At 59.0% G+C, this 20870-nt stretch carries 19 protein-coding genes, 2 tRNA genes and 1 pseudogene; 11 read left to right on the top strand and 11 right to left on the bottom strand.

What is annotated here, in order from left to right:
• Window positions 1–79: 79 nt before the first annotated feature.
• Window positions 80–155: transfer RNA gene (locus tag AC3WK5_RS27075), tRNA-Ala, on the bottom strand.
• A 189-nt stretch (window positions 156–344) separates the two neighbouring features.
• Window positions 345–1826 (bottom strand): glutamate--tRNA ligase, encoded by a 1482-nt coding sequence (gene gltX, locus AC3WK5_RS27080; RefSeq protein ID WP_103319194.1) that lies wholly within the window; start codon window positions 1824–1826, stop codon window positions 345–347.
• Between the two features lie 231 nt (window positions 1827–2057).
• Here gltX and AC3WK5_RS27085 point away from each other — a divergent pair, with 231 nt between their 5' ends.
• Both AC3WK5_RS27085 and AC3WK5_RS27090 read left to right on the top strand, forming a co-directional pair.
• Window positions 2058–3104, top strand: coding sequence for an HlyD family secretion protein (locus tag AC3WK5_RS27085; RefSeq protein ID WP_103319195.1), 1047 nt, complete (start codon window positions 2058–2060; stop codon window positions 3102–3104).
• The gene (locus AC3WK5_RS27090) at window positions 3094–4644 is read left to right on the top strand and encodes an MDR family MFS transporter (RefSeq protein ID WP_103319197.1); all 1551 of its coding nucleotides are present in this window, start codon (window positions 3094–3096) and stop codon (window positions 4642–4644) included. The genes AC3WK5_RS27085 and AC3WK5_RS27090 overlap by 11 nt, the downstream gene beginning before the upstream one ends.
• 149 nt (window positions 4645–4793) lie before the next feature.
• Here the strand turns inward: AC3WK5_RS27090 and uvrB are convergent, their stop codons facing one another.
• Entirely contained in the window at window positions 4794–6809 is a 2016-nt protein-coding gene (gene uvrB / locus AC3WK5_RS27095; RefSeq protein ID WP_019692689.1) for an excinuclease ABC subunit UvrB, read from the bottom strand.
• Between the two features lie 349 nt (window positions 6810–7158).
• On the opposite strand from uvrB, the gene AC3WK5_RS27100 reads away from it, so the two are divergent.
• Both AC3WK5_RS27100 and AC3WK5_RS27105 read left to right on the top strand, forming a co-directional pair.
• On the top strand, window positions 7159–8355 hold the full coding sequence (locus tag AC3WK5_RS27100) for an amino acid aminotransferase (protein ID WP_103319199.1): 1197 nt from the start codon (window positions 7159–7161) through the stop codon (window positions 8353–8355).
• Window positions 8356–8562: 207 nt separating this feature from the next.
• Window positions 8563–8772 carry a hypothetical protein gene (locus tag AC3WK5_RS27105; RefSeq protein WP_054596606.1) on the top strand — a complete coding sequence of 70 codons (210 nt, stop codon included), beginning with the start codon at window positions 8563–8565 and terminating at the stop codon, window positions 8770–8772.
• Window positions 8773–8778: 6 nt separating this feature from the next.
• Here AC3WK5_RS27105 and AC3WK5_RS27110 read toward each other — a convergent pair whose 3' ends face one another.
• Window positions 8779–9012, bottom strand: coding sequence for a hypothetical protein (locus AC3WK5_RS27110; protein WP_095079262.1), 234 nt, complete (start codon window positions 9010–9012; stop codon window positions 8779–8781).
• 253 nt (window positions 9013–9265) lie between these two features.
• Here AC3WK5_RS27110 and AC3WK5_RS27115 point away from each other — a divergent pair.
• Window positions 9266–9341 (top strand) — tRNA-Asn (locus tag AC3WK5_RS27115).
• Between the two features lie 111 nt (window positions 9342–9452).
• Here the strand turns inward: AC3WK5_RS27115 and nadE are convergent.
• The 3 genes from nadE to AC3WK5_RS27130 are packed head-to-tail and all read right to left on the bottom strand — an operon-like array spanning window position 9453 to window position 12172.
• Window positions 9453–10283: an NAD(+) synthase gene (gene nadE / locus AC3WK5_RS27120; RefSeq protein ID WP_103319202.1), complete on the bottom strand. Its 831-nt coding sequence runs from the start codon at window positions 10281–10283 to the stop codon at window positions 9453–9455.
• A gap of 1 nt (window position 10284) precedes the next feature.
• Entirely contained in the window at window positions 10285–11514 is a 1230-nt protein-coding gene (gene pncB / locus AC3WK5_RS27125) for a nicotinate phosphoribosyltransferase (protein ID WP_054596603.1), read from the bottom strand.
• Window positions 11515–11524: 10 nt separating this feature from the next.
• The gene (locus tag AC3WK5_RS27130) at window positions 11525–12172 is read right to left on the bottom strand and encodes a nicotinamidase (protein ID WP_103319204.1); all 648 of its coding nucleotides are present in this window, start codon (window positions 12170–12172) and stop codon (window positions 11525–11527) included.
• Window positions 12173–12362: 190 nt separating this feature from the next.
• Between AC3WK5_RS27130 and AC3WK5_RS27135 the strand changes: the two genes are divergently transcribed.
• The 3 genes from AC3WK5_RS27135 to AC3WK5_RS27145 are packed head-to-tail and all read left to right on the top strand — an operon-like array spanning window position 12363 to window position 14138.
• The gene (locus AC3WK5_RS27135; protein WP_103319207.1) at window positions 12363–12908 is read left to right on the top strand and encodes an adenylyltransferase/cytidyltransferase family protein; all 546 of its coding nucleotides are present in this window, start codon (window positions 12363–12365) and stop codon (window positions 12906–12908) included.
• Window position 12909: 1 nt separating this feature from the next.
• Window positions 12910–13617 carry an NUDIX hydrolase gene (locus tag AC3WK5_RS27140; protein WP_103319210.1) on the top strand — a complete coding sequence of 236 codons (708 nt, stop codon included), beginning with the start codon at window positions 12910–12912 and terminating at the stop codon, window positions 13615–13617.
• Between the two features lie 8 nt (window positions 13618–13625).
• Window positions 13626–14138 carry an NUDIX hydrolase gene (locus AC3WK5_RS27145; protein WP_103319211.1) on the top strand — a complete coding sequence of 171 codons (513 nt, stop codon included), beginning with the start codon at window positions 13626–13628 and terminating at the stop codon, window positions 14136–14138.
• Window positions 14139–14273: 135 nt separating this feature from the next.
• Here the strand turns inward: AC3WK5_RS27145 and AC3WK5_RS27150 are convergent, their stop codons facing one another.
• Window positions 14274–15794: a nucleobase:cation symporter-2 family protein gene (locus AC3WK5_RS27150; RefSeq protein ID WP_103319213.1), complete on the bottom strand. Its 1521-nt coding sequence runs from the start codon at window positions 15792–15794 to the stop codon at window positions 14274–14276.
• A 223-nt stretch (window positions 15795–16017) separates the two neighbouring features.
• On the opposite strand from AC3WK5_RS27150, the gene AC3WK5_RS27155 reads away from it, so the two are divergent.
• Both AC3WK5_RS27155 and AC3WK5_RS27160 read left to right on the top strand, forming a co-directional pair.
• A complete protein-coding gene (locus tag AC3WK5_RS27155) occupies window positions 16018–16299 on the top strand; it encodes a BrnT family toxin (RefSeq protein WP_103319215.1) in 282 nt (93 codons plus the stop codon).
• Between the two features lie 3 nt (window positions 16300–16302).
• Entirely contained in the window at window positions 16303–16683 is a 381-nt protein-coding gene (locus AC3WK5_RS27160) for a BrnA antitoxin family protein (RefSeq protein WP_103319217.1), read from the top strand.
• Window positions 16684–16691: 8 nt separating this feature from the next.
• On the opposite strand, the gene AC3WK5_RS27165 is transcribed toward AC3WK5_RS27160, so the two are convergent.
• The 3 genes and pseudogenes from AC3WK5_RS27165 to AC3WK5_RS27175 all read right to left on the bottom strand — a co-directional run bounded on the left by AC3WK5_RS27165 (window position 16692) and on the right by AC3WK5_RS27175 (window position 20082).
• Window positions 16692–17531 carry an arylamine N-acetyltransferase family protein gene (locus AC3WK5_RS27165; RefSeq protein ID WP_103319219.1) on the bottom strand — a complete coding sequence of 280 codons (840 nt, stop codon included), beginning with the start codon at window positions 17529–17531 and terminating at the stop codon, window positions 16692–16694.
• Window positions 17532–17545: 14 nt separating this feature from the next.
• Entirely contained in the window at window positions 17546–18445 is a 900-nt protein-coding gene (gene bla, locus AC3WK5_RS27170) for a class A beta-lactamase (RefSeq protein WP_103319221.1), read from the bottom strand.
• A 66-nt stretch (window positions 18446–18511) separates the two neighbouring features.
• Window positions 18512–20082, bottom strand: a pseudogene (locus AC3WK5_RS27175) (sensor domain-containing diguanylate cyclase).
• A 210-nt stretch (window positions 20083–20292) separates the two neighbouring features.
• Between AC3WK5_RS27175 and AC3WK5_RS27180 the strand changes: the two are divergent.
• Complete coding sequence (locus AC3WK5_RS27180; protein WP_158248925.1) at window positions 20293–20829, top strand: demethoxyubiquinone hydroxylase family protein; 537 nt, start codon at window positions 20293–20295, stop codon at window positions 20827–20829.
• The last annotated feature ends 41 nt before the right edge of the window (window positions 20830–20870 follow it).

Raw genomic sequence — 20870 nt, forward strand, 5'->3', positions numbered from 1 at the left:
GCAAACCCTTCTATACAACTGATCAACGCTGAGTGTTGATCGCTTCAAGGACGGTGTGGCCAGGCCTTGAAGTGTAAATTGGTGGAGCTAGACGGGATCGAACCGTCGACCTCTTGCATGCCATGCAAGCGCTCTCCCAGCTGAGCTATAGCCCCTCATCGCTGAGGACGGGGCGAATCTTAATGGCGCATCGGAAAGCTGTCAAACTTATTTTTAACAATTTTCAAAATTTTTTGCCGCCATAACAATCACTTACCGCCCTCCCCCCGAAAAATGGGGGTGACGCCGAAGAGCAAGATCAAAAGATCGCAGCCTTCGGCGGTTCCTGCACGGGGTCAAACACCTCAGACGATAGCGCCCAAGAGCTTTTCCCACTCTTTGTTTTCTTTCTTCGACACGCCACCGAGCAAGTCGATCGCCTGGCGCAGACGGAAACGCGTCAGGTCCGGACCAAGGATTTCCATCGCATCCAGCACCGACACCGAACTGGCCTGGCCAGTGATTGCCGCGAACATCAGCGGCATGGCATCACGCAGCTTCAGCTCCAGGGATTCGACTACCGCCTGAATGGTCGCCGTGATGCTGTCCTTCTCCCACTGACGCAGGCTTTCGAGCTTCCACAGGATCAACTGCATCAACTGGCGAACCTGATCGCCCGAGAGCTTCTTGGATTCGAACAGCTTGGCATCCGGAGTCACGCCACCGGCGAAGAAGAATCCGGCCAACGGTGCGATCTGGCTGAAGGTTTCAACCCGACCCTGCACGTGCGGCGCGATCTTCATCATGTATTCAGGGTTCAGCGCCCACGCCTGCACGCGGCTGGCGAACTCTTCCACCGGCAGATCACGCAGCCATTGGCCGTTGAGCCACGACAGCTTCTCGATGTCGAAAATCGGCCCGCCAAGGGACACGCGTTTCAGGTCGAAGTTGTCGACCATTTCCTGCAGCGAGAACTTCTCGCGCTCGTCCGGCATCGACCAGCCCATGCGACCGAGGTAGTTGAGCATCGCTTCCGGCATGAAGCCCATGCGCTCGTAGAACGTCACCGAGGTCGGGTTCTTGCGCTTGGACAGCTTGCTCTTGTCCGGGTTACGCAGCAGCGGCATGTAGCACAGCTCTGGTTGCTCCCAACCGAAGTACTCGTAAAGCAGGATCAGCTTCGGCGCCGATGGCAGCCATTCTTCGCCGCGCAATACGTGGGTGATGCCCATCAGGTGGTCGTCGACCACGTTGGCGAGGAAGTAGGTCGGCAGGCCGTCGGTCTTCATCAACACTTGCATGTCCATGCGATCCCACGGGATCTCGACGTCGCCACGCAACATGTCCGGCACCACGCAAACGCCTTCGGTCGGCACCTTCATGCGGATGACGTGCGGCTCGCCAGCGGCCAGACGGCGCGCCACTTCTTCCTTGGAGAGCAACAGCGCACGGCCGTCGTAACGCGGGGTTTCGCCGCGGGCCATTTGCTCGGCGCGCATCTGGTCCAGTTCTTCAGCGGTGCAGAAGCACGGGAACGCGTGCCCCAGGTCGACCAGTTGCTGGCAGTACTTCTGGTAGATGTCGCCACGTTCGCTCTGGCGATACGGACCGTGCGGGCCGCCGACATCCGGGCCTTCGCTCCAGTTGATGCCCAGCCAGCGCAAGGCGTCGAATATTTGCTGTTCGGACTCGCGGGTCGAACGCAATTGGTCGGTGTCTTCAATCCGCAGGATGAACTCACCGCCATGCTGCTTGGCAAAGCAGTAGTTGAACAAAGCGATGTAAGCGGTGCCGACATGGGGATCGCCGGTAGGCGATGGCGCGATGCGAGTGCGGACGGTGGTCATGGCATGTCTCGAAAGAATATAAAAAGCGGAGATGAAACAAAGGGCGAATGGTAACAGGCGTTGCCCGCCCGGCTCCAGTGAGCAGGGCATTTAAGCCAACGTTGGGGCTACAAAAGGCTCTGGCAGCGCTCAACGACTGATTATCAATAAGTGGCATTTACCGCTTATCGGCTATATGACAGATTCGAGTACTGATAAATCTCCTTACACTTTCTCGACTACAGTCTGCTCATGCCTGCCCAACTCAAGCGTCGCCTGTTCACTTTCCTGCTGATCGTCCTGCTGGTTGCTGGGGGCTTCTTCGCTCAATGGTTCTTCAAGGGACGGTTTTACGAAAGCACCGATAACGCTTATGTCCAGGGTGAAATCACCCGTGTCTCCAGCCAGTTGGGCGCGCGCATCGAGGAAGTGCTGGTACAGGACAACCAGCATGTCGAACAAGGCCAACTACTGATCCGACTTGAAGGCGATGATTTTCATCTCGCCGTCGACCGCGCCAATGCAACCCTCGCTACCCGCGAAGCCGAGCGCCTGCAAGCCCAGAGCAAACTGACCCAACAAGCCAGTCTGATCGCCGCCAGCGAAGCGCAGGTCGCCGCCAGCCAGGCCACCCTCGGCCGCTCGCAAATCGATTTGTCACGCGCACAAACCCTGCGCAAACCGGGTTATGTCTCGGAAGAACGGGTGACCACCCTCTCCGCCGACAACCGCATCGCTCGCTCGCAAGTCGCCAAGGCCCAGGCTGACGCCCAGGGCCAGCGTCAACAGGTCAACGCCTTGACGGCCGAGATCAAGCGTCTGGACGCCCAGATCGCCAACGCCAAAGCCGATCTGGCGCAGGCCCAACTGAACCTGACTCGCAGCGAAATCCACGCACCGATCAGCGGCCTGATCGGCCAGCGTGCCGCCCGCAATGGCCAATACGTCCAGGCGGGCGCTTACCTGCTGTCGATCGTCCCGGACCAGGACATCTGGATTCAGGCCAACTTCAAGGAAACCCAGATTGGTCACATGCAGCCCGGCCAGAAAGCCGAACTGACCTTCGATGCCTACAGCGATACACCGATCGAAGCCCGGGTCGACAGCCTGTTCGCTGCCTCGGGCGCGCAGTTCAGCCTGCTGCCACCGGACAATGCCACCGGCAACTTCACCAAAGTGGTGCAACGGATTCCGGTAAAGCTGACCTTTGCCGCCGACAATCCGCTGCACGGCAAGATCCGCCCGGGCATGTCGGTCACCGTCAAAGTCAGCATCAAAGACCCTGGCGATGGCCGGTGATCAACTGATCCGCCCGGCCGGCGAACCGACCCGCCGGGACTGGATTGCGGTGATGAGCGTGATGCTCGGCGCCTTCATGGCGGTGCTCGACATCCAGATCACCAACGCCTCGCTCAAGGACATTCAAGGCGCGCTGTCAGCGACCCTGGAAGAAGGCTCGTGGATTTCCACCTCGTACCTGGTGGCGGAAATCATCATGATTCCGCTCACCGCGTGGCTGGTGCAACTGCTCTCGGCACGACGCCTGGCGGTGTGGGTTTCGCTGGGTTTTCTGGCCTCTTCCCTGCTCTGTTCGATGGCCTGGAGCCTGGAGAGCATGATCGTGTTTCGCGCCTTGCAGGGCTTCACTGGCGGCGCACTGATCCCGCTGGCGTTCACCCTGACACTGATCAAACTCCCCGAACACCATCGTGCCAAAGGCATGGCGATGTTCGCCATGACCGCGACCTTCGCGCCCTCTATCGGCCCGACCCTCGGCGGCTGGCTGACGGAAAACTGGGGCTGGAAGTACATCTTCTACATCAACATTCCGCCGGGGCTGATCATGATCGCCGGCCTCATGTATGGCCTGGAGAAGAAAGCAGCCCACTGGGAATTGCTCAAAAGCACCGACTACATAGGCATTCTCACGCTGGGCGTTGGCCTCGGGTGCTTGCAGGTGTTTCTCGAGGAAGGCCATCGCAAGGACTGGCTGGAGTCGAATCTGATCGTGACGCTGGGCTGCATCGCCCTGTTGAGCCTGATCACCTTTGTGATCGTGCAAGTGTCCAAGCCCAATCCGCTGATCAATCTGGGCATCTTGCGCAACCGCAACTTCGGCTTATCGAGCATTTCCAGCCTGGGCATGGGTGTGGGGCTGTACGGCTCGATTTATCTGCTGCCGCTGTACCTGGCGCAGATCCAGAGCTACAACGCCTTGCAGATCGGCGAAGTGATCATGTGGATGGGCGTGCCGCAGCTGTTCCTGATTCCGCTGGTGCCGAAGTTGATGAAGTTCGTTTCGCCGAAGTGGCTGTGCACGCTCGGTTTCGGCCTGTTTGGCTTGGCGAGCATTCTTTCGGGCGCACTCAACCCCGACTTCGCCGGACCACAGTTCAATCAGATCCAGCTCGTCCGGGCGCTGGGCCAGCCGCTGATCATGGTGACCATTTCGCTGATCGCCACCGCCTACATCCTGCCGCAGGATGCAGGCTCCGCGTCGAGCCTGTTCAACATTCTGCGCAACCTTGGCGGCGCGATTGGCATCGCCCTGCTCGCGACCCTGCTGGATGCCCGAACCAAGACCTACTTCGATTATTTACGCGAGTCGATCGTGCCGACCAACCCGCAGGTGGCCGAGCGCATGGCGAGCATGACTGATCGATTTGGCAGCGAAATGGCCGCGCTGGGCAAACTCAGCGAAATCACCCATCAGCAGGCCTTGATCATGGCCTACAACGATGCATTTCACTTTGTCGGGATTGCGCTGGGGGTGAGCATGCTGGCGATCCTGCTGACCAAAGCGTTGCCGCCCGGGTTGAAGGCTGGCGAAGCGCACTAAGCCTTTGTGGCGAGGGGGCTTGCCCCCGCTGGGGCGCGAAGCGGCCCCAATACAGGCAACCGAGTTATGCCTGATAGATCGAGTCGGCGGGTATTACGACCGCTTTGCGGCCGAACGGGGGCAAGCCCCCTCGCCACAGGGACTGATCATCAGACGGTCAACAACCGCTCGCGCATCTTGGTGATTTCGTCGCGTGTCTGCGCGGCGGCTTCGAACTCCAGGTCGCGGGCGAGCTGGTACATCTTCTCTTCCAATTGACGAATGCGCTTGGCGATTTCGCTCGGCGAACGCAGCTCGTTTTCGTAGCGGGCACTTTCCTCGGCAGCCTTGGCCATGCCTTTGCGCTTCTTGCTGCGCGAGCCGGGCACGGTGGCGCCTTCCATGATGTCGGCAACGTCCTTGAACACGCCTTTGGGGGTGATGCCATTCGCCAGGTTGAAAGCGATTTGCTTGTCGCGACGACGCTCGGTCTCGCCAATCGCCCGCTCCATCGACCCGGTGATCCGGTCGGCATACAGAATTGCCCGGCCATTGAGGTTCCGCGCCGCGCGACCGATGGTCTGGATCAGCGAACGCTCGGAGCGCAGGAAGCCCTCCTTGTCGGCATCGAGAATCGCCACCAGCGACACTTCCGGCATGTCCAGGCCTTCACGCAGCAGGTTGATCCCCACCAGCACATCGAAGGTGCCCAGACGCAAATCGCGGATGATCTCGACCCGCTCCACGGTATCAATGTCCGAGTGCAGATAACGTACGCGCACACCGTGGTCGGCAAGGTAGTCGGTCAAGTCTTCGGACATGCGCTTGGTCAACGTAGTGACCAACACCCGCTCCTCCAGCGCCACACGCTTGGTGATTTCCGAGAGCAAGTCGTCGACCTGAGTCAGCGCTGGACGAATCTCGATTTGCGGATCGACCAGACCGGTCGGCCGCACCAACTGCTCGATCACCCGACCGGCGTGTTCCGCCTCGTAGTTACCCGGGGTGGCCGAGACGAAGATCGTCTGCGGACTGATGCTTTCCCATTCATCAAAACGCATCGGCCGGTTGTCCAGCGCCGACGGCAGCCGGAAACCGTATTCGACCAGCGTCTCTTTACGCGAACGGTCACCCTTATACATCGCGCCAACCTGCGGCACGCTGACGTGGGATTCGTCGATCACCAGCAAGGCATCGGCGGGCAGATAGTCAAACAAGGTGGGAGGCGGCTCACCCGACTCTCGACCCGAGAGGTAGCGCGAGTAGTTTTCGATACCGTTGCAGTAACCCAGCTCCAGAATCATCTCCAGGTCAAAACGGGTGCGCTGCTCCAGCCGCTGGGCCTCCACCAGTTTATTGTTGGAGCGCAGGTATTCCAGGCGCTCCTGCAGCTCGACCTTGATTCCTTCGATGGCTCCCAGCAGGGTTTCTCGCGGCGTTACATAGTGGCTTTTTGGATAGAAGGTGAAACGCGGCAGCTGGCGAATCACTTCGCCGGTGAGCGGATCGAAAGCGGAAATCTTCTCCACTTCATCATCGAAGAGCTCAATACGGATCGCTTCAAAATCGGATTCCGCCGGATGGATATCAATCACATCGCCGCGCACGCGGAAGGTCGCGCGAGCAAAATCCATGTCATTGCGGGTGTATTGCAGGTCAGCCAAACGGCGCAGCAAGGCGCGCTGATCGAGCTTGTCGCCACGATCGACGTGCAGCACCATTTTCAAATAGGTTTCCGGACTGCCCAAACCGTAGATGCACGAGACCGTGGTGACAATGATCGCGTCCTTGCGCTCCAGCAGCGCTTTGGTCGCCGACAGTCGCATCTGCTCGATGTGATCGTTGATCGAGGCATCTTTCTCAATGAAGGTATCGGACGACGGCACGTAGGCTTCGGGCTGGTAGTAGTCGTAGTAGGAAACGAAGTACTCCACCGCGTTGTTCGGGAAGAACGCCTTGAACTCGCCATACAGTTGCGCCGCCAGCGTCTTGTTCGGCGCCAGCACCAGCGTCGGTCGCTGCACCTGGGCGATCACGTTGGCGATACTGAAGGTCTTGCCCGAACCGGTCACACCAAGCAACGTCTGGTGCGCCAGCCCGGCCTCGATGCCCTCGACCATCAGACGGATGGCTTCCGGCTGATCGCCGGCGGGCTCGAAGCGGGTGACTAGCTGGAATTCAGACATATCGTACCTATTGGTTTCCAAGGAGCGACGCACTCCGGCGCTGGCGGGCGCGCCAGAACGGTGAAGGTCGCTCACGACGAATGTCGCAGGGAAAAATCATGATAACCGTTGATGTGGTGCCGAATACCTCTAGTTTCAAGGTAAACGTCCTACATGCCCCTAAGCCATTGACATGACAATAAGGCTAACGAGCAAAAAATAATCCGAAAAAACCTGCCCGAAAAGCGGAAACGCCTGTCGCCGCGCCCGGTGTTGGCCTCTATACTAGCTCCCCGTTTGTGCACCGCTCTAGTGCATTCGGCTGGAGCGCTACACGTCCCTCCACATTCCATTCAGAGCCGCCGCAATAATGAGCCTCTTCTCCGCTGTCGAAATGGCACCACGCGATCCAATCCTGGGCCTCAACGAAGCATTCAACGCTGACACCCGTACCAATAAGGTCAACCTGGGGGTCGGTGTTTACTGCAACGAGGAGGGGCGAATTCCACTCCTGCGAGCCGTTGTCGAAGCCGAGACGATTCGCGCTGCTCAACACGCTTCCCGTGGCTACCTGCCGATCGACGGTATCGCCGCCTACGACCAGGCCGTGCAAAAGCTGCTGTTCGGTAAAGACTCGCCACTGCTTGCCGCTGGCCGGGTTGTCACCGCCCAGTCCGTCGGCGGTACCGGCGCACTGAAAATCGGCGCTGACTTCCTCAAGCAACTGCTGCCGAACGCCGTCGTTGCGATCAGCGACCCAAGCTGGGAAAACCACCGCGCGCTGTTCGAAACCGCCGGCTTCCCGGTTCAGAACTATCGCTACTACGACGCCGCGACTCACGACGTGAACCGCGCCGGCCTGCTGGAAGACCTGAACGCCCTGCCGGCTGGCTCCATCGTTGTGCTGCACGCCTGCTGCCACAACCCGACTGGCGTCGACCTGAGCCCGGCAGACTGGAACAACGTGCTGGACGTGATCAAGGCAAAAAACCACGTGCCGTTCCTCGACATGGCCTATCAGGGCTTTGGCGACGGCATCGACGAAGACGCCGCTGCCGTGCGCCTGTTCGCCGAGTCGGGCCTGAACTTCTTCGTTTCCAGCTCGTTCTCCAAATCGTTCTCGCTGTACGGTGAACGTGTTGGCGCGCTGTCGATCGTCAGCGAATCGAAAGAAGAAAGCGCTCGCGTGCTGTCGCAAGTCAAACGCGTGATCCGCACCAACTACTCCAACCCGCCGACCCACGGTGCAGCGATCGTTGCGGCCGTACTGAACAGCCCTGAACTGCGCGCCCAATGGGAACAGGAACTGGCTGAAATGCGTCTGCGCATTCGCGGCATGCGCCAGCAGATGGTCGATCTGCTGGCGAAAAACGCGCCTCACCAGGACTTCAGCTTCGTCGGCCGTCAACGCGGCATGTTCTCGTACTCGGGCCTGACGGTTGAGCAAGTGACCCGTCTGCGTAACGAGTTCGGCATCTACGCCCTGGACACCGGCCGCATCTGCGTTGCCACGCTGAACCAGAGCAACATCGACGTAGTGACCAAGGCCATCGCTCAGGTGATCTAAGCCACACGCGCGATAGAAAAGGGGAAGCCGTTTGGCTTCCCCTTTTCGTTGGCGAGCAGATAATTCTGAATGCGCAGGCTATGGGCTCTAAACTGATACATCGGTGTCGACCTGAAAAGATCGTCCGAACGCGGCCCGAACCTGCGGCAGCTCCTACATCAGCGTGTACACCCGAGAAACCGCGCATTTCACCTATTGAGAGATCTTATGAAAAACGATGACTTACGCGCTGACCGCGATGACGACCTGGACCTGGACCGCTTTGTGCCACGCAACCAGACCAAACGCAGCAGCGGGCTGGTGTGGCAAGTTGCCTTGGGCGTCTTTCTTGGCGGCCTGGCCCTGTGGCTGGTGCAACTGGCCGCCACGTCGCTGTACGCCAAGTTCCTGCTCGGCACCTTCACCTTCGGCGGTTAAGGTCGATCAGCCCGCCAGTTCGCTCGAACGCTGACTGGCGGCGTCGTCATAAGCCACATACAGCGATTCGGCAACCTGGCTTTTGATCGCCTTGGTGCTTTCCAGCCCCAGCACAAACCCTTCAGCCTTGCCGCCAGCGCGATTCAACTCATCAGCGGTGCTCGCCTGAGTGATTGCATCGAAGAGTTTCTCGGCATGCGGCCCGACGCCTTTTGGCAGGCTGATCTGAGCAATGCTCATACGAACACCTCGCGCAGCGTTGACGACGTGAGCAGTGGTTGGTGAGTCATGACGCGTACCTTTTCGGCTGAGGGCCGGCAGCGCGTGAAACCACTTCCGGGGGACCATGGTAGACCTCTGCCACGGTTCTGGTAACCGCCAATGGCTGACAACGCCCTCCTCGCCTGAAGAATCATCACCGCCCACCTGAAAATCTGCCATTCGAGCAATTGATGCTTGACTTGTCCTTTTTAATCAGTAACATACGGCGCATTCCGCGATAGCTCAGTTGGTAGAGCAAGTGACTGTTAATCACTGGGTCCCTGGTTCGAGTCCAGGTCGTGGAGCCAGACAGCACTATCGAAAAGCCCCTGAATCGAAAGATTCAGGGGCTTTTTTGTGGCTGATGGAAAATCAAAAAATCGTCCGAACGCAGCCCGAACCTGCGGCAGCTTCAACGTCTATGGCCGGGGGACACGAGGCAGTTCGCGTTTGTGAGCGGTTTTGATGTAGGCGCTTTCGATGATCTGCTGCGCCTGCTGCGACACCGCTTCGCCCATCAGATACGCATCGATTTCCTCGTAACTGCAACCATACGCCGCCTCATCCAGCTTGCCCGGTGCCAGGTCTTCCAGGTCGGCGGTCGGCGCCTTGCGCACCAGATGCGTCGGCGCGCCCAGGGCGTCGGCCAGCAACCGCACCTGGCTTTTGATCAACCCGGACAGCGGCGCCAGATCGCAGGCGCCGTCGCCGAATTTGGTGAAGAAACCCATCAGCGCTTCCGCACCATGATCGGTGCCGACCACCAATCCGTTGCAGAAGTTGGCGATAGCGTATTGCGCCAGCATCCGCGCCCGAGCCTTGACGTTGCCTTTGGCAAAGTCGATGAGTTCGGCCGAAGGCTGCAAACCGTCGATGGCGATATTGGCCATCAGGCCATCGACACAGTCGGCGATGTTGCTGGTGGTGATCAGGTCCGGGCGAATGAAGTCCAGGGAGGCCTGGGCGTCGAGTTCGTCGGCCTGGGTCTTGTACGGCAGGCGCACGGCGATAAAGCGCGCCTCATGATCCTCGGCGCGCAGTTGTTCCACGGCCAGCTGGCACAGGCGGCCGGCGGTCAAGGAGTCGACGCCGCCGCTGATGCCGAGCACCAGGGCCTTGCAGCCCGACTCGCGCAGCACCTGTTTAATGAAATCGACACGACGGACGATTTCAGCGGCCTCGCCACCCCGGGCGAGTTGCCGGTCGATGCCCAGTTCCCGGGCGATGCGTTCTTGCCGTTGCATAGTCATATCAGGCCCCCAGCTGTGGATTGATCAGGCTGACGTTGAATACCTGGGCCGCGTAGCGCAGGAACGAGGCGTCTTCACAAACATTCTTGATCGGGTCGTCGGAGAACTTCACCACCGGCTCGCCATGCACCCGCACCAGCTTCATGACGATGCTCAGCGGTTCGACGCCTTCGACATCGCAGGCCAGGCTGGTGCCCATGCCGAAACCGAATCTGGCCTTGCCACGCACGTGACGCAGGATCGGCAGGCACTTCTCGAAGTTCAGACCGTCGGAGAACATCAGGTCCTTGGTTCTTGGATCGATGCCCAGCTCCTTGTAACGCCCCAGCACCTTGTCGGCCCAGACGATCGGGTCACCGGAATCCTGACGCAGGCCGTCATAGAGCTTGGCGAAGTACAGGTCGAAATCCTTGAGGAAGAAGTCGGTGCTGATGCAGTCGGTGAGCGCAATCCCCAGCCTGCCACGGTACTCACGCACCCAGTTTTCCAACGCAGCGTTCTGGCTCTCGCGCAACCGCCCGAGTTGCTGGTGGACCATTAGCCATTGGTGGGCCATGGTGCCGATCAGCGGCAGATCGAATTCGTAGGCCAGGTGAGCATTGCTGGTACCGACGAACACCCCGGGGAAGTCACTGCGCATGACGTTGACCACTTCGCGCTGGGCCCTGAACGACAGGCGCCGGCGGGTGGAGAAGTCCGAAACGCGAAACTCGGCGAGCTCTTCGCGGCTGGCGTTTTTTTCCAGCCATTCGAACTTCTGGTACAGCTTGCGGGTAACGTCGGCCAGCTCGACTTCCGGGTACTTCTCGCGGTTGCGCAGTTCACTGACCATCGCCAGCACCGGCTGCTCGAACATGATGCAGTGCAACATCGGACCACGGACGCGGATGTGCAGTTGGCCGTCGACTTCCGACACGTGGATGTAGCGCAGGTTGAAGCGAAACAGACCGAGGAACTGTTCAAAGTCCGGTGTCAGGTATTCACGGAAACGCTTATTGAACAGAAACCGCTGCTCACCTTCGCGCAACTGCAGGCCAGCGAGCTTCTCCAGCTCATCGCGAATGTCCGGGATCAGGTGCCCGAGCCGCTCCTTCGAGCGCACGATGAACTGGTATTCCACCTCGACGTTCGGGTGCTGGTGCAGCACCGCCTGCATCATGGTGAAGGTGTAGTAGTCGGTATCCAGAAGACTCTGGATGACGCCGTTGCTGCTATCGAATGCACTTTCCATGTTTTCTTCCTTATGCGCTTGCCAGACTGGCGGTTTCTTCGCGGGTCGCGGTCACCGAGATTCCCGCTTGTTGCATGTCTTGAATGGCTTGAGTGGCGCCCTCTTCACTAATGGCCCGACAGGCCGGCAAGTGGATGATCACCTTGAAACCGGCAGCGGCCAGTTGCAGGGCGGTGGTCTTGACGCAGAAATCCAGCGCCAGACCGCCAACGATGACCTGCTTCACACCCTGGCTGTTCAGGTACTCGATCACGCCGGTGGAGAGCTTGCCGTGCAGGTCGTGGTAGCAGGCGCCGTAAGGGTGCAGGTCCGGCTCGACACCCTTCCAGACGAAGTAGTCGTAGTCGTACGGGGTCGGCAACTCGTCCAGCAGGGTGAAGCCTTCAGTGCCAGGGACACAGTGGCTGACCCAAGTGATATCGGCGTGTTCGAGGCCGGTCGACTGGAACATTTGCGAGTGCTCGGCCACCACCCACGGGGCCTGAGCCGTATGAGCGTCCTTGCTGCCGACACGCAGGCTGGCCAGGCTGGCCATGAAGTTCAGCTCGCTGCCGATCTGCTCGCCGCCCGCCACGGGCAGCTCATCAGGGCACAACGGCGTGAAGCTCTTTTGCGCATCGACATCGAAGGAAGCGGTTTTCAGGGTCTGACTGTTCATGTCGGGTCTCTCCTTTGCATGGCCCACAAAGTACATGTCATGTACTTTCATTGCAATACCCGACCATGAAAATATTTTTACCGCGAAGAATTCCGCCCACTATCTGTATGCATGTGAGCAATGGCAGATGGTTTCGTCTGAACGGATTCAGTGATAAGGTACACGTCATGTACTAACAGGGAGATCAGCCATGTATGAAATAGCCCTCTATGGCGGCGCCTTCAACCCTCCTCACGCTGGGCATGCCCAGGTGATGATCGAAGCCTCATGCCAGGCCAGGCGCCTGCTGGTAGCCCCCAGCTTCAGGCACCCTTACGGCAAACGAATGGCCGACTATGAACTGCGCCTGAACTGGCTGGAATCGATCGTCGAGCACGTACAGCCGCTTTGCTGCGCAGAAGTGCGTGCCAGCCGGGTCGAACAGATCGTGGCGCGCGGCGTCGAAGGTCCGATCTACAGCTACACCCTGCTCGCCCATCTCGCCGACAGCCTGGCCATGGACGGTAAACAGATCGCCCTGGTGGTCGGCCAGGATGTGGCGGACCTGTTGCCAACCTTCTATCGCGGCCCGGAGTTGCTGGAGCGCTTTTCCATCATCTGCGTCGAGGAACAGATCCACGTACGCAGTACGCTGCTGCGCGAACGGCTGGCCTTGGGCGAGTCGCTGCCTAGCCACTGGATGGCACCCGGCATGGATCCGGTAAACTATGACCTCTACGCTGCCCACGGAAGCTGACATGCCAGACCGCATCCCCCCTCCAAGCGCTTACCTGCACACCATCGACCTTTGTGTGCTGCGCTATTGCCGGGAAACCCAGGCGCTGGAAATCCTCCTGAACCGACGCGAAACCGAACCGTTCGCCGGCCATTGGGCGCTGCCCGGGATCGTGGTCAACGGCGGGGTCGAAGACCTCACGCTGAACGACGCCGTGGAGCGTCTGCGCGCCTCGAAAAAAGTCGGCATGCCGCTGGCCTGGATCGAGCAGGTCGGCACGGTCGGTGACGCGTTCCGCGATCCGCGCTGCTGGTCGTCGTCGACCTTCTACCTCGCCATCGTCAGCGATGCAGTCCAGTCGGCCGAACACCAGGGATTTTTCCCGCTCAAGGACGTGGCCGAAGCCTCGACCAGACTGCCCTTCGATCACAACAGCCTGGTGGCCTCGGTGCAGGAGCGCCTGTTCTCCAAGTCGTTGTACAGCAGCCTGCCGTTGATGTTCCTCGGCAACGAATTCAGCGCGCCTGAAGCGGTGAGCATATTCTCCCTGGTGCTTGAACGACCGGTGCTCAAGACCAGCATCCGCCAGCGCCTGCTGAAGATGATCGAGGCCGGCTACCTGCAAGAGACCGGGCGCAAAAAAAGCGGCGACGGCGGCCGCCCGCAAGCCACGGTGGAAAACCTCAAACCCGCCAACCTCTACCTTTTCGATCGCTGCTTTCTGGAGTAATACCGCGCATGAAGCCTGTCACCGAATCCCAGTGCCTACTGGAAACCCCATACTTCAACGTGGTCCGCGAGAACGGCTACTTCATCATCAAGGAAGCCCGGGCTATTAACGGCGTGGTGGCCGTACCAACCCTGGAAGACGGCCGGTTGATGCTGGTCAACCTCAAGCGCCGAGCCATTGGCGGGATGTCCATCGAGTTCCCACGGGGCGCCATCGACGAGAACGAAACCGCCTGCGACGCGGCGGCCCGCGAGCTGCTGGAGGAAACGGGCTGGCAGGCGCTGAAGGTCAAGGAGTTGGGTTTGCTGCACAGCAACACATCGCTGATTGCCAGTGCGGTTGCGGTGTGCCAGGTCTACCTCGATACACAAGCGACCGACGCAACCGATGGCGAGGTGGATGATCTTTTGTTCGTCACCCGCCAGGAACTGATGGCCATGATCACTGCCGGCCAGATCACCGATGGTCACACACTCTCGGCAGCAATGATGCTGATCGCCAGCGAGGCCGCTCGCCCCTAGCGCCCTCACTGCGACTTGTCGACTGTCAGTCGGAACGCGTCATGCAAAAAGGGCAGAAGGGATGCGATCCCCTCTGCCCTTCTGTTTATCGATTGTGAGCGCGTCGTCGGTCAGGCGCCGCTCTGCACAGTGTCGTCAGACATGCTCACTGCTTTTGGCATGCTCCGCATGATGCTCCGTCGGGCCGTGGGATGAATCCACCACCACCGGGACTTCGTTACCGTCGCAGTCATGCAGCTTGCCGCGACTGAAGTAATCCCCTTCGCGCAACGCCGCCAGATCCTGGAAACGCAAGGTCCGTTCGGTGCCGGCAGCAAAGACCGACTGCTGGTCCGAGTTACCGGTGGTGAAGTGGTTAAAGGTCAGGTTGAGCGCGATCGCCATGATCGCCGACGAGCTGATACCGGAATGGAAGATGGTCGCGAACCAGCTCGGGAAGTGATCGTAGAAGTTGGGAGCGGCGATGGGGATCATGCCGAAGCCGATGGAAGTGGCGACGATGATCAGGTTCACGTTGTTGCGGTAATCGACCTTGGACAGCGTACGAATACCACTCGCCGCCACGGTGCCAAACAGCACGATACCGGCACCGCCGAGGACGGATGTCGGTACAGCGGCGATCACTCGCCCCATCACCGGCAACAGCCCGAGCACCACCAGGAACACCCCGCCGGTGGCCACCACATAGCGGCTCTTGATCCCGGTCACCGCCACCAGCCCGACGTTCTGCGCAAAGGCACTTTGGGTGAAGGAGCCGAAGATCGGCGCAATCATGCTCGACAGCATGTCGGCCCGCAGACCGTTGCCCAGACGCCTGGAATCAACCTTGGTGCCGATGATTTCACCGACCGCCAGAATGTCCGCAGAGGTTTCCACCAGCGTCACCATGATCACGATGCACATCGACAGAATCGCTGCGAAGTGGAAGGTCGGCATGCCGAAGTGGAACGGTGCCGGGAAGCCGAACATCGGTCCTTGTGTCACCGTCGAAAAGTCGGCCATGCCAAGGAACACCGCAATCACGGTACCGATCACCATGGCCAACAGGATCGACAAGCGGGAGATCGTGGCGCTGCCGATCTTGCTCAGCATCAGCACCAGTGCCAGCGTCAATGCCGCCAGCCCGATGTTCGCCATGCTGCCGAAGCTCTCCGCGTGGCTGTTACCGCCCATGGCCCAGCGCGCTGCCACCGGCATCAGCGTCAGGCCGATGGTGGTGATCACGATGCCGGTGACCAACGGCGGGAAGAACCTGGTAATTCGAGAAAACACCGGCGTGATCAGCAGCCCGATCAGCGAGGCGGCGACCACCGCCCCCAGAATCGACTGAAAACCACCCTCACCACCGCTGCCGACAATCGCCACCATGGTCGCGACACCCGAGAACGAAACGCCCTGAACCAGCGGCAACTGACAGCCGAAAAACGGTAATCCGAGGGTTTGCAGCAATGTCGCCAAGCCCCCCGCAAACAGTGACGCCGCAATCAACAAACCGATGTCGGCCGGAGAAAGCCCGGCCGCTTGGCCGATGATCAGTGGTACCGCAACGATACCGCCATACATGGTCAGAACGTGTTGCAGGCCGTAAGCCATATTCGCGCCGACCCCGAGGTTTTCATCCTCAGGCCGTTGGTGTGAAACAGAGGGCGTTTTCATCGTGAGGGGGTTCCCTGGTTTTTGTTATGCGCACACTGTATTCAATACTCAAGACAAATGTCTATAGAGTTGTATACAGTTTGCCGGCCAGTATTTGCAGTCCCACATCAAAACCTTGAAATAGTTCTTCCCTCGGCCCCTCCCCCACGACGACTAACCTTCAAGTCTCTTCAGCGATCAACGGTTCACTCGCTGCCTTTTTTATACATATAAAGTATGCATAATGAAAGCGTTCGACATTCAGTACGACGAAGTAAAAAACGCTGCAAACAAAAGGAAGCACAAGGGCATCAGTCTCGCCGACACCGAACCGGTGTTCTACGACAACAATGCCCTGACGCTCCCGGACAGCGACCATGATGAGCAACGGTGGATCGTTATGGGTAAGGATGCTGTGGGCCGGGTACTGGTGGTTGTCTACACCTACCGCGATCCGAACTTCGTTCGAATCATTTCTGCTCGCATCGCCACCCACAATGAGCGCCGCCAATACCTGGAGGCTTGAACCATGAAAGAAGAATACGACTTCAGCAGCGCCAAACGTGGGCCGGTTGCCGCCAGTAAAGGCAAGACCCGCATCACCATCATGCTCGATGACGCCGTGATAGAGGCAGCACGCGAGCTCGCAGAGAGTGCGGGATATGGCTATCAGACCGTGATCAACAATACCTTGCGCCAAGCCTTGCTGAACGCAAAAGGTCAGGGTCCGACGCCTGCCTGCGCCATTGACGCAGGCATCAAACACCTGAAGAAGGGAATTACCGCTGCTGAACTGAAATCACTGGAGCAGACGTTGAGTGTGGCAGCCAGTGAAATCAACCGGATGCTCGAAGCCGAGCACAGCCCGAAGGCAAAACCCAAAGCGACTCGAACACTGAACCATGCCTGACGCAGCGCTCAGTCAGGTCTTTCGCTTGAGCCGACCAGCTGCGCCAGCACCTGCCTCAACTCTGGATGCTGCGGCACGCGAATATCGAACTCGCGCTCCAGCACCGCAATCACTTCATCAGCATTCGTGAGCTGCCGGCGCTCGCTCTCCTGGCCCATCCGGTGAATCGCATAACTACCGTTGTTGAGCGTGCGGCGCATCCCTGGCCCGGTGCGCGCCACCTTCAATTGCCCTCGAAACGGAGAGTCGGGGTGGGTCGAGACATACCAATTGCCGATCTGATAGTCGATGTCTGACTGAACCTGCAGATCGAACACGTACATCGGCCGCCACTCCCCCGCGACCTTCGCGCGCAAAGCGTAGCTGCTGTCCTTGCGAACGATGCGGTACGGCTCATGGCCGGTCGGCTGCTCCTCTTCAGTATCAAGGCGCAGCGGCGCCGTGGGCACCATGCCACCGAAGCCGACATCCGTGATGTAACGAACCCCGTCCAGGCTGACCAGGCTCAAGCGGTGAGTGCGCGCGGTCAACGCGTCCTCGGGGCCACCCATCACCACCCGCCCGCTGATCCCTCGGGCTTCGAACCCCAGTTGCTGAAGCAGGGCGAGAAACATGTTGTTGAGTTCGTAACAGTAACCGCCTCGCCCCTCGTGCAGGACTTTGCGCTCGACCGAAGGCAGGTCGATGGGCACCGGGACCCACAACATCGTCGACAGGGTTTCAAAAGGGAACGTTGCGGTATGACGCGACTGCAACTCGCGAAGGGTGTCGAGCGTGGGCGACGGCCGTGTGTCGTAACCAAGGCGTTTCAGGTAGAGGTCAACATTCGATAGTTCAGTCTGAATCATCAATGACTCCTTGCTCAGGACACGTGCGCCATCACCAAACGGGTGGCAGACGCCAGAACATCACGACGTGCTTCGGCGTCTTTTTGATGTTGGGTGAAGTAAACCGCGAGCACCACGGGTGCGCCTGTCTGTGGCCAAAGCACCGCCACATCGTTTGTGGTGCCGTAGTCGCCGCTACCGGTTTTATCGCCGACGATCCAACCCGTCGGTGTGCCGGCCCGAATGCTCGCATCGCCAGTGGTGTTGCCCTTGAGCCAGGTTGCCAACTGCTCACGCTGCGCCGTTGCCAACGCATCACCCAGCACCACTTTCTGCACGCTGGCGGCCATCGCTGCCGGTGTCGTGGTGTCGCGGGGATCTTCAGGAATGGCCGTATTCAACTCCGGCTCCTGGCGATCCAGCCGGAACGCCGGATCACCCAGGCCTTTGGCAAACAGGTTAACCGCTGCCACTCCACCTAACTCCTTGATCAACAAGTTGGCAGCAGTGTTATCGCTGTATTGCAACGTGGCGGCGCACAGCTGCGCGATGCTCATGCCCTGTTCCAGATTCTGTTTGGCGATGGGGGCGTAAGACAGCAGGTCGGCTTCAGCATAGGCAATATGCTTTTCCAGCAACCCCGGCTCAGCCATGCTTTTGTGCAACACCGCTGCGGCCAACATCAACTTGAAAGTACTGCAGAACGGAAAACGCTCACCGCCCCGATACTGAATCTCGTGACCATTGGCAGTGTTGATCAAGGCAACGCCCAATCGACCTTTCGCACTGTTCTCCAACTCGGCAAGTTTCTTGTACAACTCGGCCAGCGGTTTATCCGCAGCCGAAGCGTTAGCCCAGGCCGGAACGACCAGTGTGATCAATGGCAGTGTCAGACCTGCCTTCAACAATGAACGTCGCGAAGGTGAATACTTCATGCGGTGCCTCGTAAAAAAATAAACATTACAGGCGGGTCCACTGTGCAACCGCGCCCCGCCCTTTCATCAGACTTCTGGATGCACGACCACTTCAGGATTTCCTTCCATCGACATTACCACCGTGCGGTTTCGACCCAAGTTTTTCGCCTGATACAACGCCGCGTCTGCCCGCTCGATAAACATTTCGATGCTATCCCCGTCTTTGGGCACAAACGCATAACAGCCCAGGCTCACCGTCAGATGCCCCGAAGGCGCGCCTGAATGGATGATGTGCTTGTCCTTGAGACTGTGGCGGATCTGCTCGGCAATCGTAAAGGCACCGTGAATGTCAGTGTCGGGCAACAGCACCGCAAACTCTTCACCGCCATAACGCACCGCCAGGTCGGATTTGCGCAGACAACAACTGTTTACCGCGCGCGCCACTTCCGCCAGGCACTGATCCCCCGCCACATGACCGTAGGCATCGTTGTAACGTTTGAAAAAATCGATATCGAGCATGATCAGGCTCAACGAACTCTGTTGGCGCGCACCCCGTGCAAATTCGATGTCCAGCGCCCGCTCGAACAGCCGACGATTCGCCAACCCGGTCAGGCTATCGTGAGTCGCGATCACTTCCAGCTGCTCTTGCGCAGTCCGCAAATCCGCCTCGATAAGCTCACCATTACGAACCTGCAGCACAAATACCCAACCGAACAAACCCACACCGAGCACCACCAGGGCGACGACGACGCTGGATTGATAGGCGTTGGCATACCAGCCCCGAAGAATCGTCTCCTTCGGGGTCGCCGCGGCAACCACCAGCGGGTAGGCGTCCAACTGACGATAGCCATACAGCCGGATCACGTTATCCACCACCGAACGGATCATCCCATTGCCGAAACTGGCATGGGGCAGGTACTTCTGGAAAATATCCCCACGCGCCAGCGACTCGCCTATTCGCGCTTCCTCGAACGGTCGCCTGGCCAGCAGCGTACCGTCCGACAACGCCAGAAACATCACACCGTTGTCATCGAGGCTGAAGCTTTTGAAGAACTGATCGAAGTACGACAGCTTGATCCCGGCCAACAGCACGCCCTGGAACTCGCCATGCTGATCGTTGATCCGCCGGGAAATCGGAATGATCCACTCGCCATTCTGCCGGCTACGAATCGCCGGCCCGATATGCGCGAGTAACGTAGGATTCTGTTGATGGAACTTGAAGTAATCGCGATCCGCCACACCCCCGCGACGCGGCAAGTCATCAAACGATGTCACCACCCACTGACCGTTTTTATCGAACAGAAACAGCCCGTGTAACTGCTCGAGCGCCTGCACCCGACGTGCGAAGATCTGTTGCAGCCGCGGGTTCTGCACTACGCCAAAACCCTCTGCCTGAATCCAGTCGACCAAGCTGGTCATCACCAGGTCCGCGCTCAGAAACGTGTCCTGCGCCTGCTGCGCCATCGCCCGCGTCAGGTTCGACGACGCCACTTCAGCCAACGACAAATCGTAGCGCCGGGACTGCTCCAGTTGCAGGTAAAGCAAGCCACACAAACACAGGCAGACCGCCGCAACAAACATCATCGCAGCCTTGCGCAGCGGCAAGCGTTTAAGCGGGCCGCCGGGGTGTAATGAGGGTCGTGAATGGGGGTAGGCAAAAGCGTCATCCTTGAAGGGTAAGGCATGAGCAAAAGCCCAGATCCCTTAATGGCGGGGGAGCTTAGCCTACAGGGGTGATGAGGAGCAATTGTGGTGCGAGTCATAACCCCCGCTTCTTGTTTTCTCCTGTAATGTTCAACGCATTTGTTGATGCTCGTTTGAAACGTCAAAACCTCCCACCAATACTGCCCAGTGAATGTCCACACCCAATGAAATATAAAGACAGCACCGCATCGCTGGACACCGCCAGAAAGATTCTCAAGGTGAACCACGCCGGGGAATTCGGCGCTATCAACATTTACCGATCGCAGATCCTTGTATCGCGCCTGCTACGCAAAGACTACGTGCCTCTTCTGGAAAGCTTCATGGAAGACGAAAAACGTCACATGAACCAATTCTGGGAAGAGATACAGCGCCGCAACGGCATCAAGTGCAAGAGCTACTGGCTCTGCGGCGCCGGGGGCTGGTTCATGGGCTTTATCTCGGCACTGCTCGGAAAAAGCGGCGTCATGGCCTGCACCTGGGCCGTGGAGTCGGTCGTGGTGAGCCATCTGAAAAACCAGCTCTCCTACCTTGAAAGCCGGAACGACCTGGCGGCCTATGAAACGGTCCAGTCGATTTTGGAAGATGAGGAGAACCACCGCGATACCGGCCGAATCGAAGGCGGCAGCGCGCTGCTGTATGGGCCGTTCAGATGGATGATCAGTTTGTTTACGGAGGGTGTCATTCGGTTTGGGATGCGGTAAAACAAGGGCTCCCTAAAACCGTCTACAGAAGCCAATCCATG

It is taken from the genome of Pseudomonas sp. FW306-02-D09B, assembly GCF_058782685.1.

Coding starts and splice junctions, on each gene's coding strand:
- AC3WK5_RS27160 (WP_103319217.1), top strand. CDS start 16,303: ATGAAAGAAGAATACGACTTCAGCAGCGCCAAACGTGGGCCGGTTGCC.
- nadE (WP_103319202.1), bottom strand. CDS start 10,283: ATGACTATGCAACGGCAAGAACGCATCGCCCGGGAACTGGGCATCGAC.
- AC3WK5_RS27140 (WP_103319210.1), top strand. CDS start 12,910: ATGCCAGACCGCATCCCCCCTCCAAGCGCTTACCTGCACACCATCGAC.
- AC3WK5_RS27110 (WP_095079262.1), bottom strand. CDS start 9,012: ATGAGCATTGCTCAGATCAGCCTGCCAAAAGGCGTCGGGCCGCATGCC.
- AC3WK5_RS27085 (WP_103319195.1), top strand. CDS start 2,058: ATGCCTGCCCAACTCAAGCGTCGCCTGTTCACTTTCCTGCTGATCGTC.
- AC3WK5_RS27180 (WP_158248925.1), top strand. CDS start 20,293: ATGAAATATAAAGACAGCACCGCATCGCTGGACACCGCCAGAAAGATT.
- AC3WK5_RS27150 (WP_103319213.1), bottom strand. CDS start 15,794: ATGAAAACGCCCTCTGTTTCACACCAACGGCCTGAGGATGAAAACCTC.
- uvrB (WP_019692689.1), bottom strand. CDS start 6,809: ATGTCTGAATTCCAGCTAGTCACCCGCTTCGAGCCCGCCGGCGATCAG.
- AC3WK5_RS27165 (WP_103319219.1), bottom strand. CDS start 17,531: ATGATTCAGACTGAACTATCGAATGTTGACCTCTACCTGAAACGCCTT.
- AC3WK5_RS27100 (WP_103319199.1), top strand. CDS start 7,159: ATGAGCCTCTTCTCCGCTGTCGAAATGGCACCACGCGATCCAATCCTG.
- pncB (WP_054596603.1), bottom strand. CDS start 11,514: ATGGAAAGTGCATTCGATAGCAGCAACGGCGTCATCCAGAGTCTTCTG.
- gltX (WP_103319194.1), bottom strand. CDS start 1,826: ATGACCACCGTCCGCACTCGCATCGCGCCATCGCCTACCGGCGATCCC.
- AC3WK5_RS27155 (WP_103319215.1), top strand. CDS start 16,018: ATGAAAGCGTTCGACATTCAGTACGACGAAGTAAAAAACGCTGCAAAC.
- AC3WK5_RS27135 (WP_103319207.1), top strand. CDS start 12,363: ATGTATGAAATAGCCCTCTATGGCGGCGCCTTCAACCCTCCTCACGCT.
- AC3WK5_RS27090 (WP_103319197.1), top strand. CDS start 3,094: ATGGCCGGTGATCAACTGATCCGCCCGGCCGGCGAACCGACCCGCCGG.
- AC3WK5_RS27130 (WP_103319204.1), bottom strand. CDS start 12,172: ATGAACAGTCAGACCCTGAAAACCGCTTCCTTCGATGTCGATGCGCAA.
- bla (WP_103319221.1), bottom strand. CDS start 18,445: ATGAAGTATTCACCTTCGCGACGTTCATTGTTGAAGGCAGGTCTGACA.
- AC3WK5_RS27145 (WP_103319211.1), top strand. CDS start 13,626: ATGAAGCCTGTCACCGAATCCCAGTGCCTACTGGAAACCCCATACTTC.
- AC3WK5_RS27105 (WP_054596606.1), top strand. CDS start 8,563: ATGAAAAACGATGACTTACGCGCTGACCGCGATGACGACCTGGACCTG.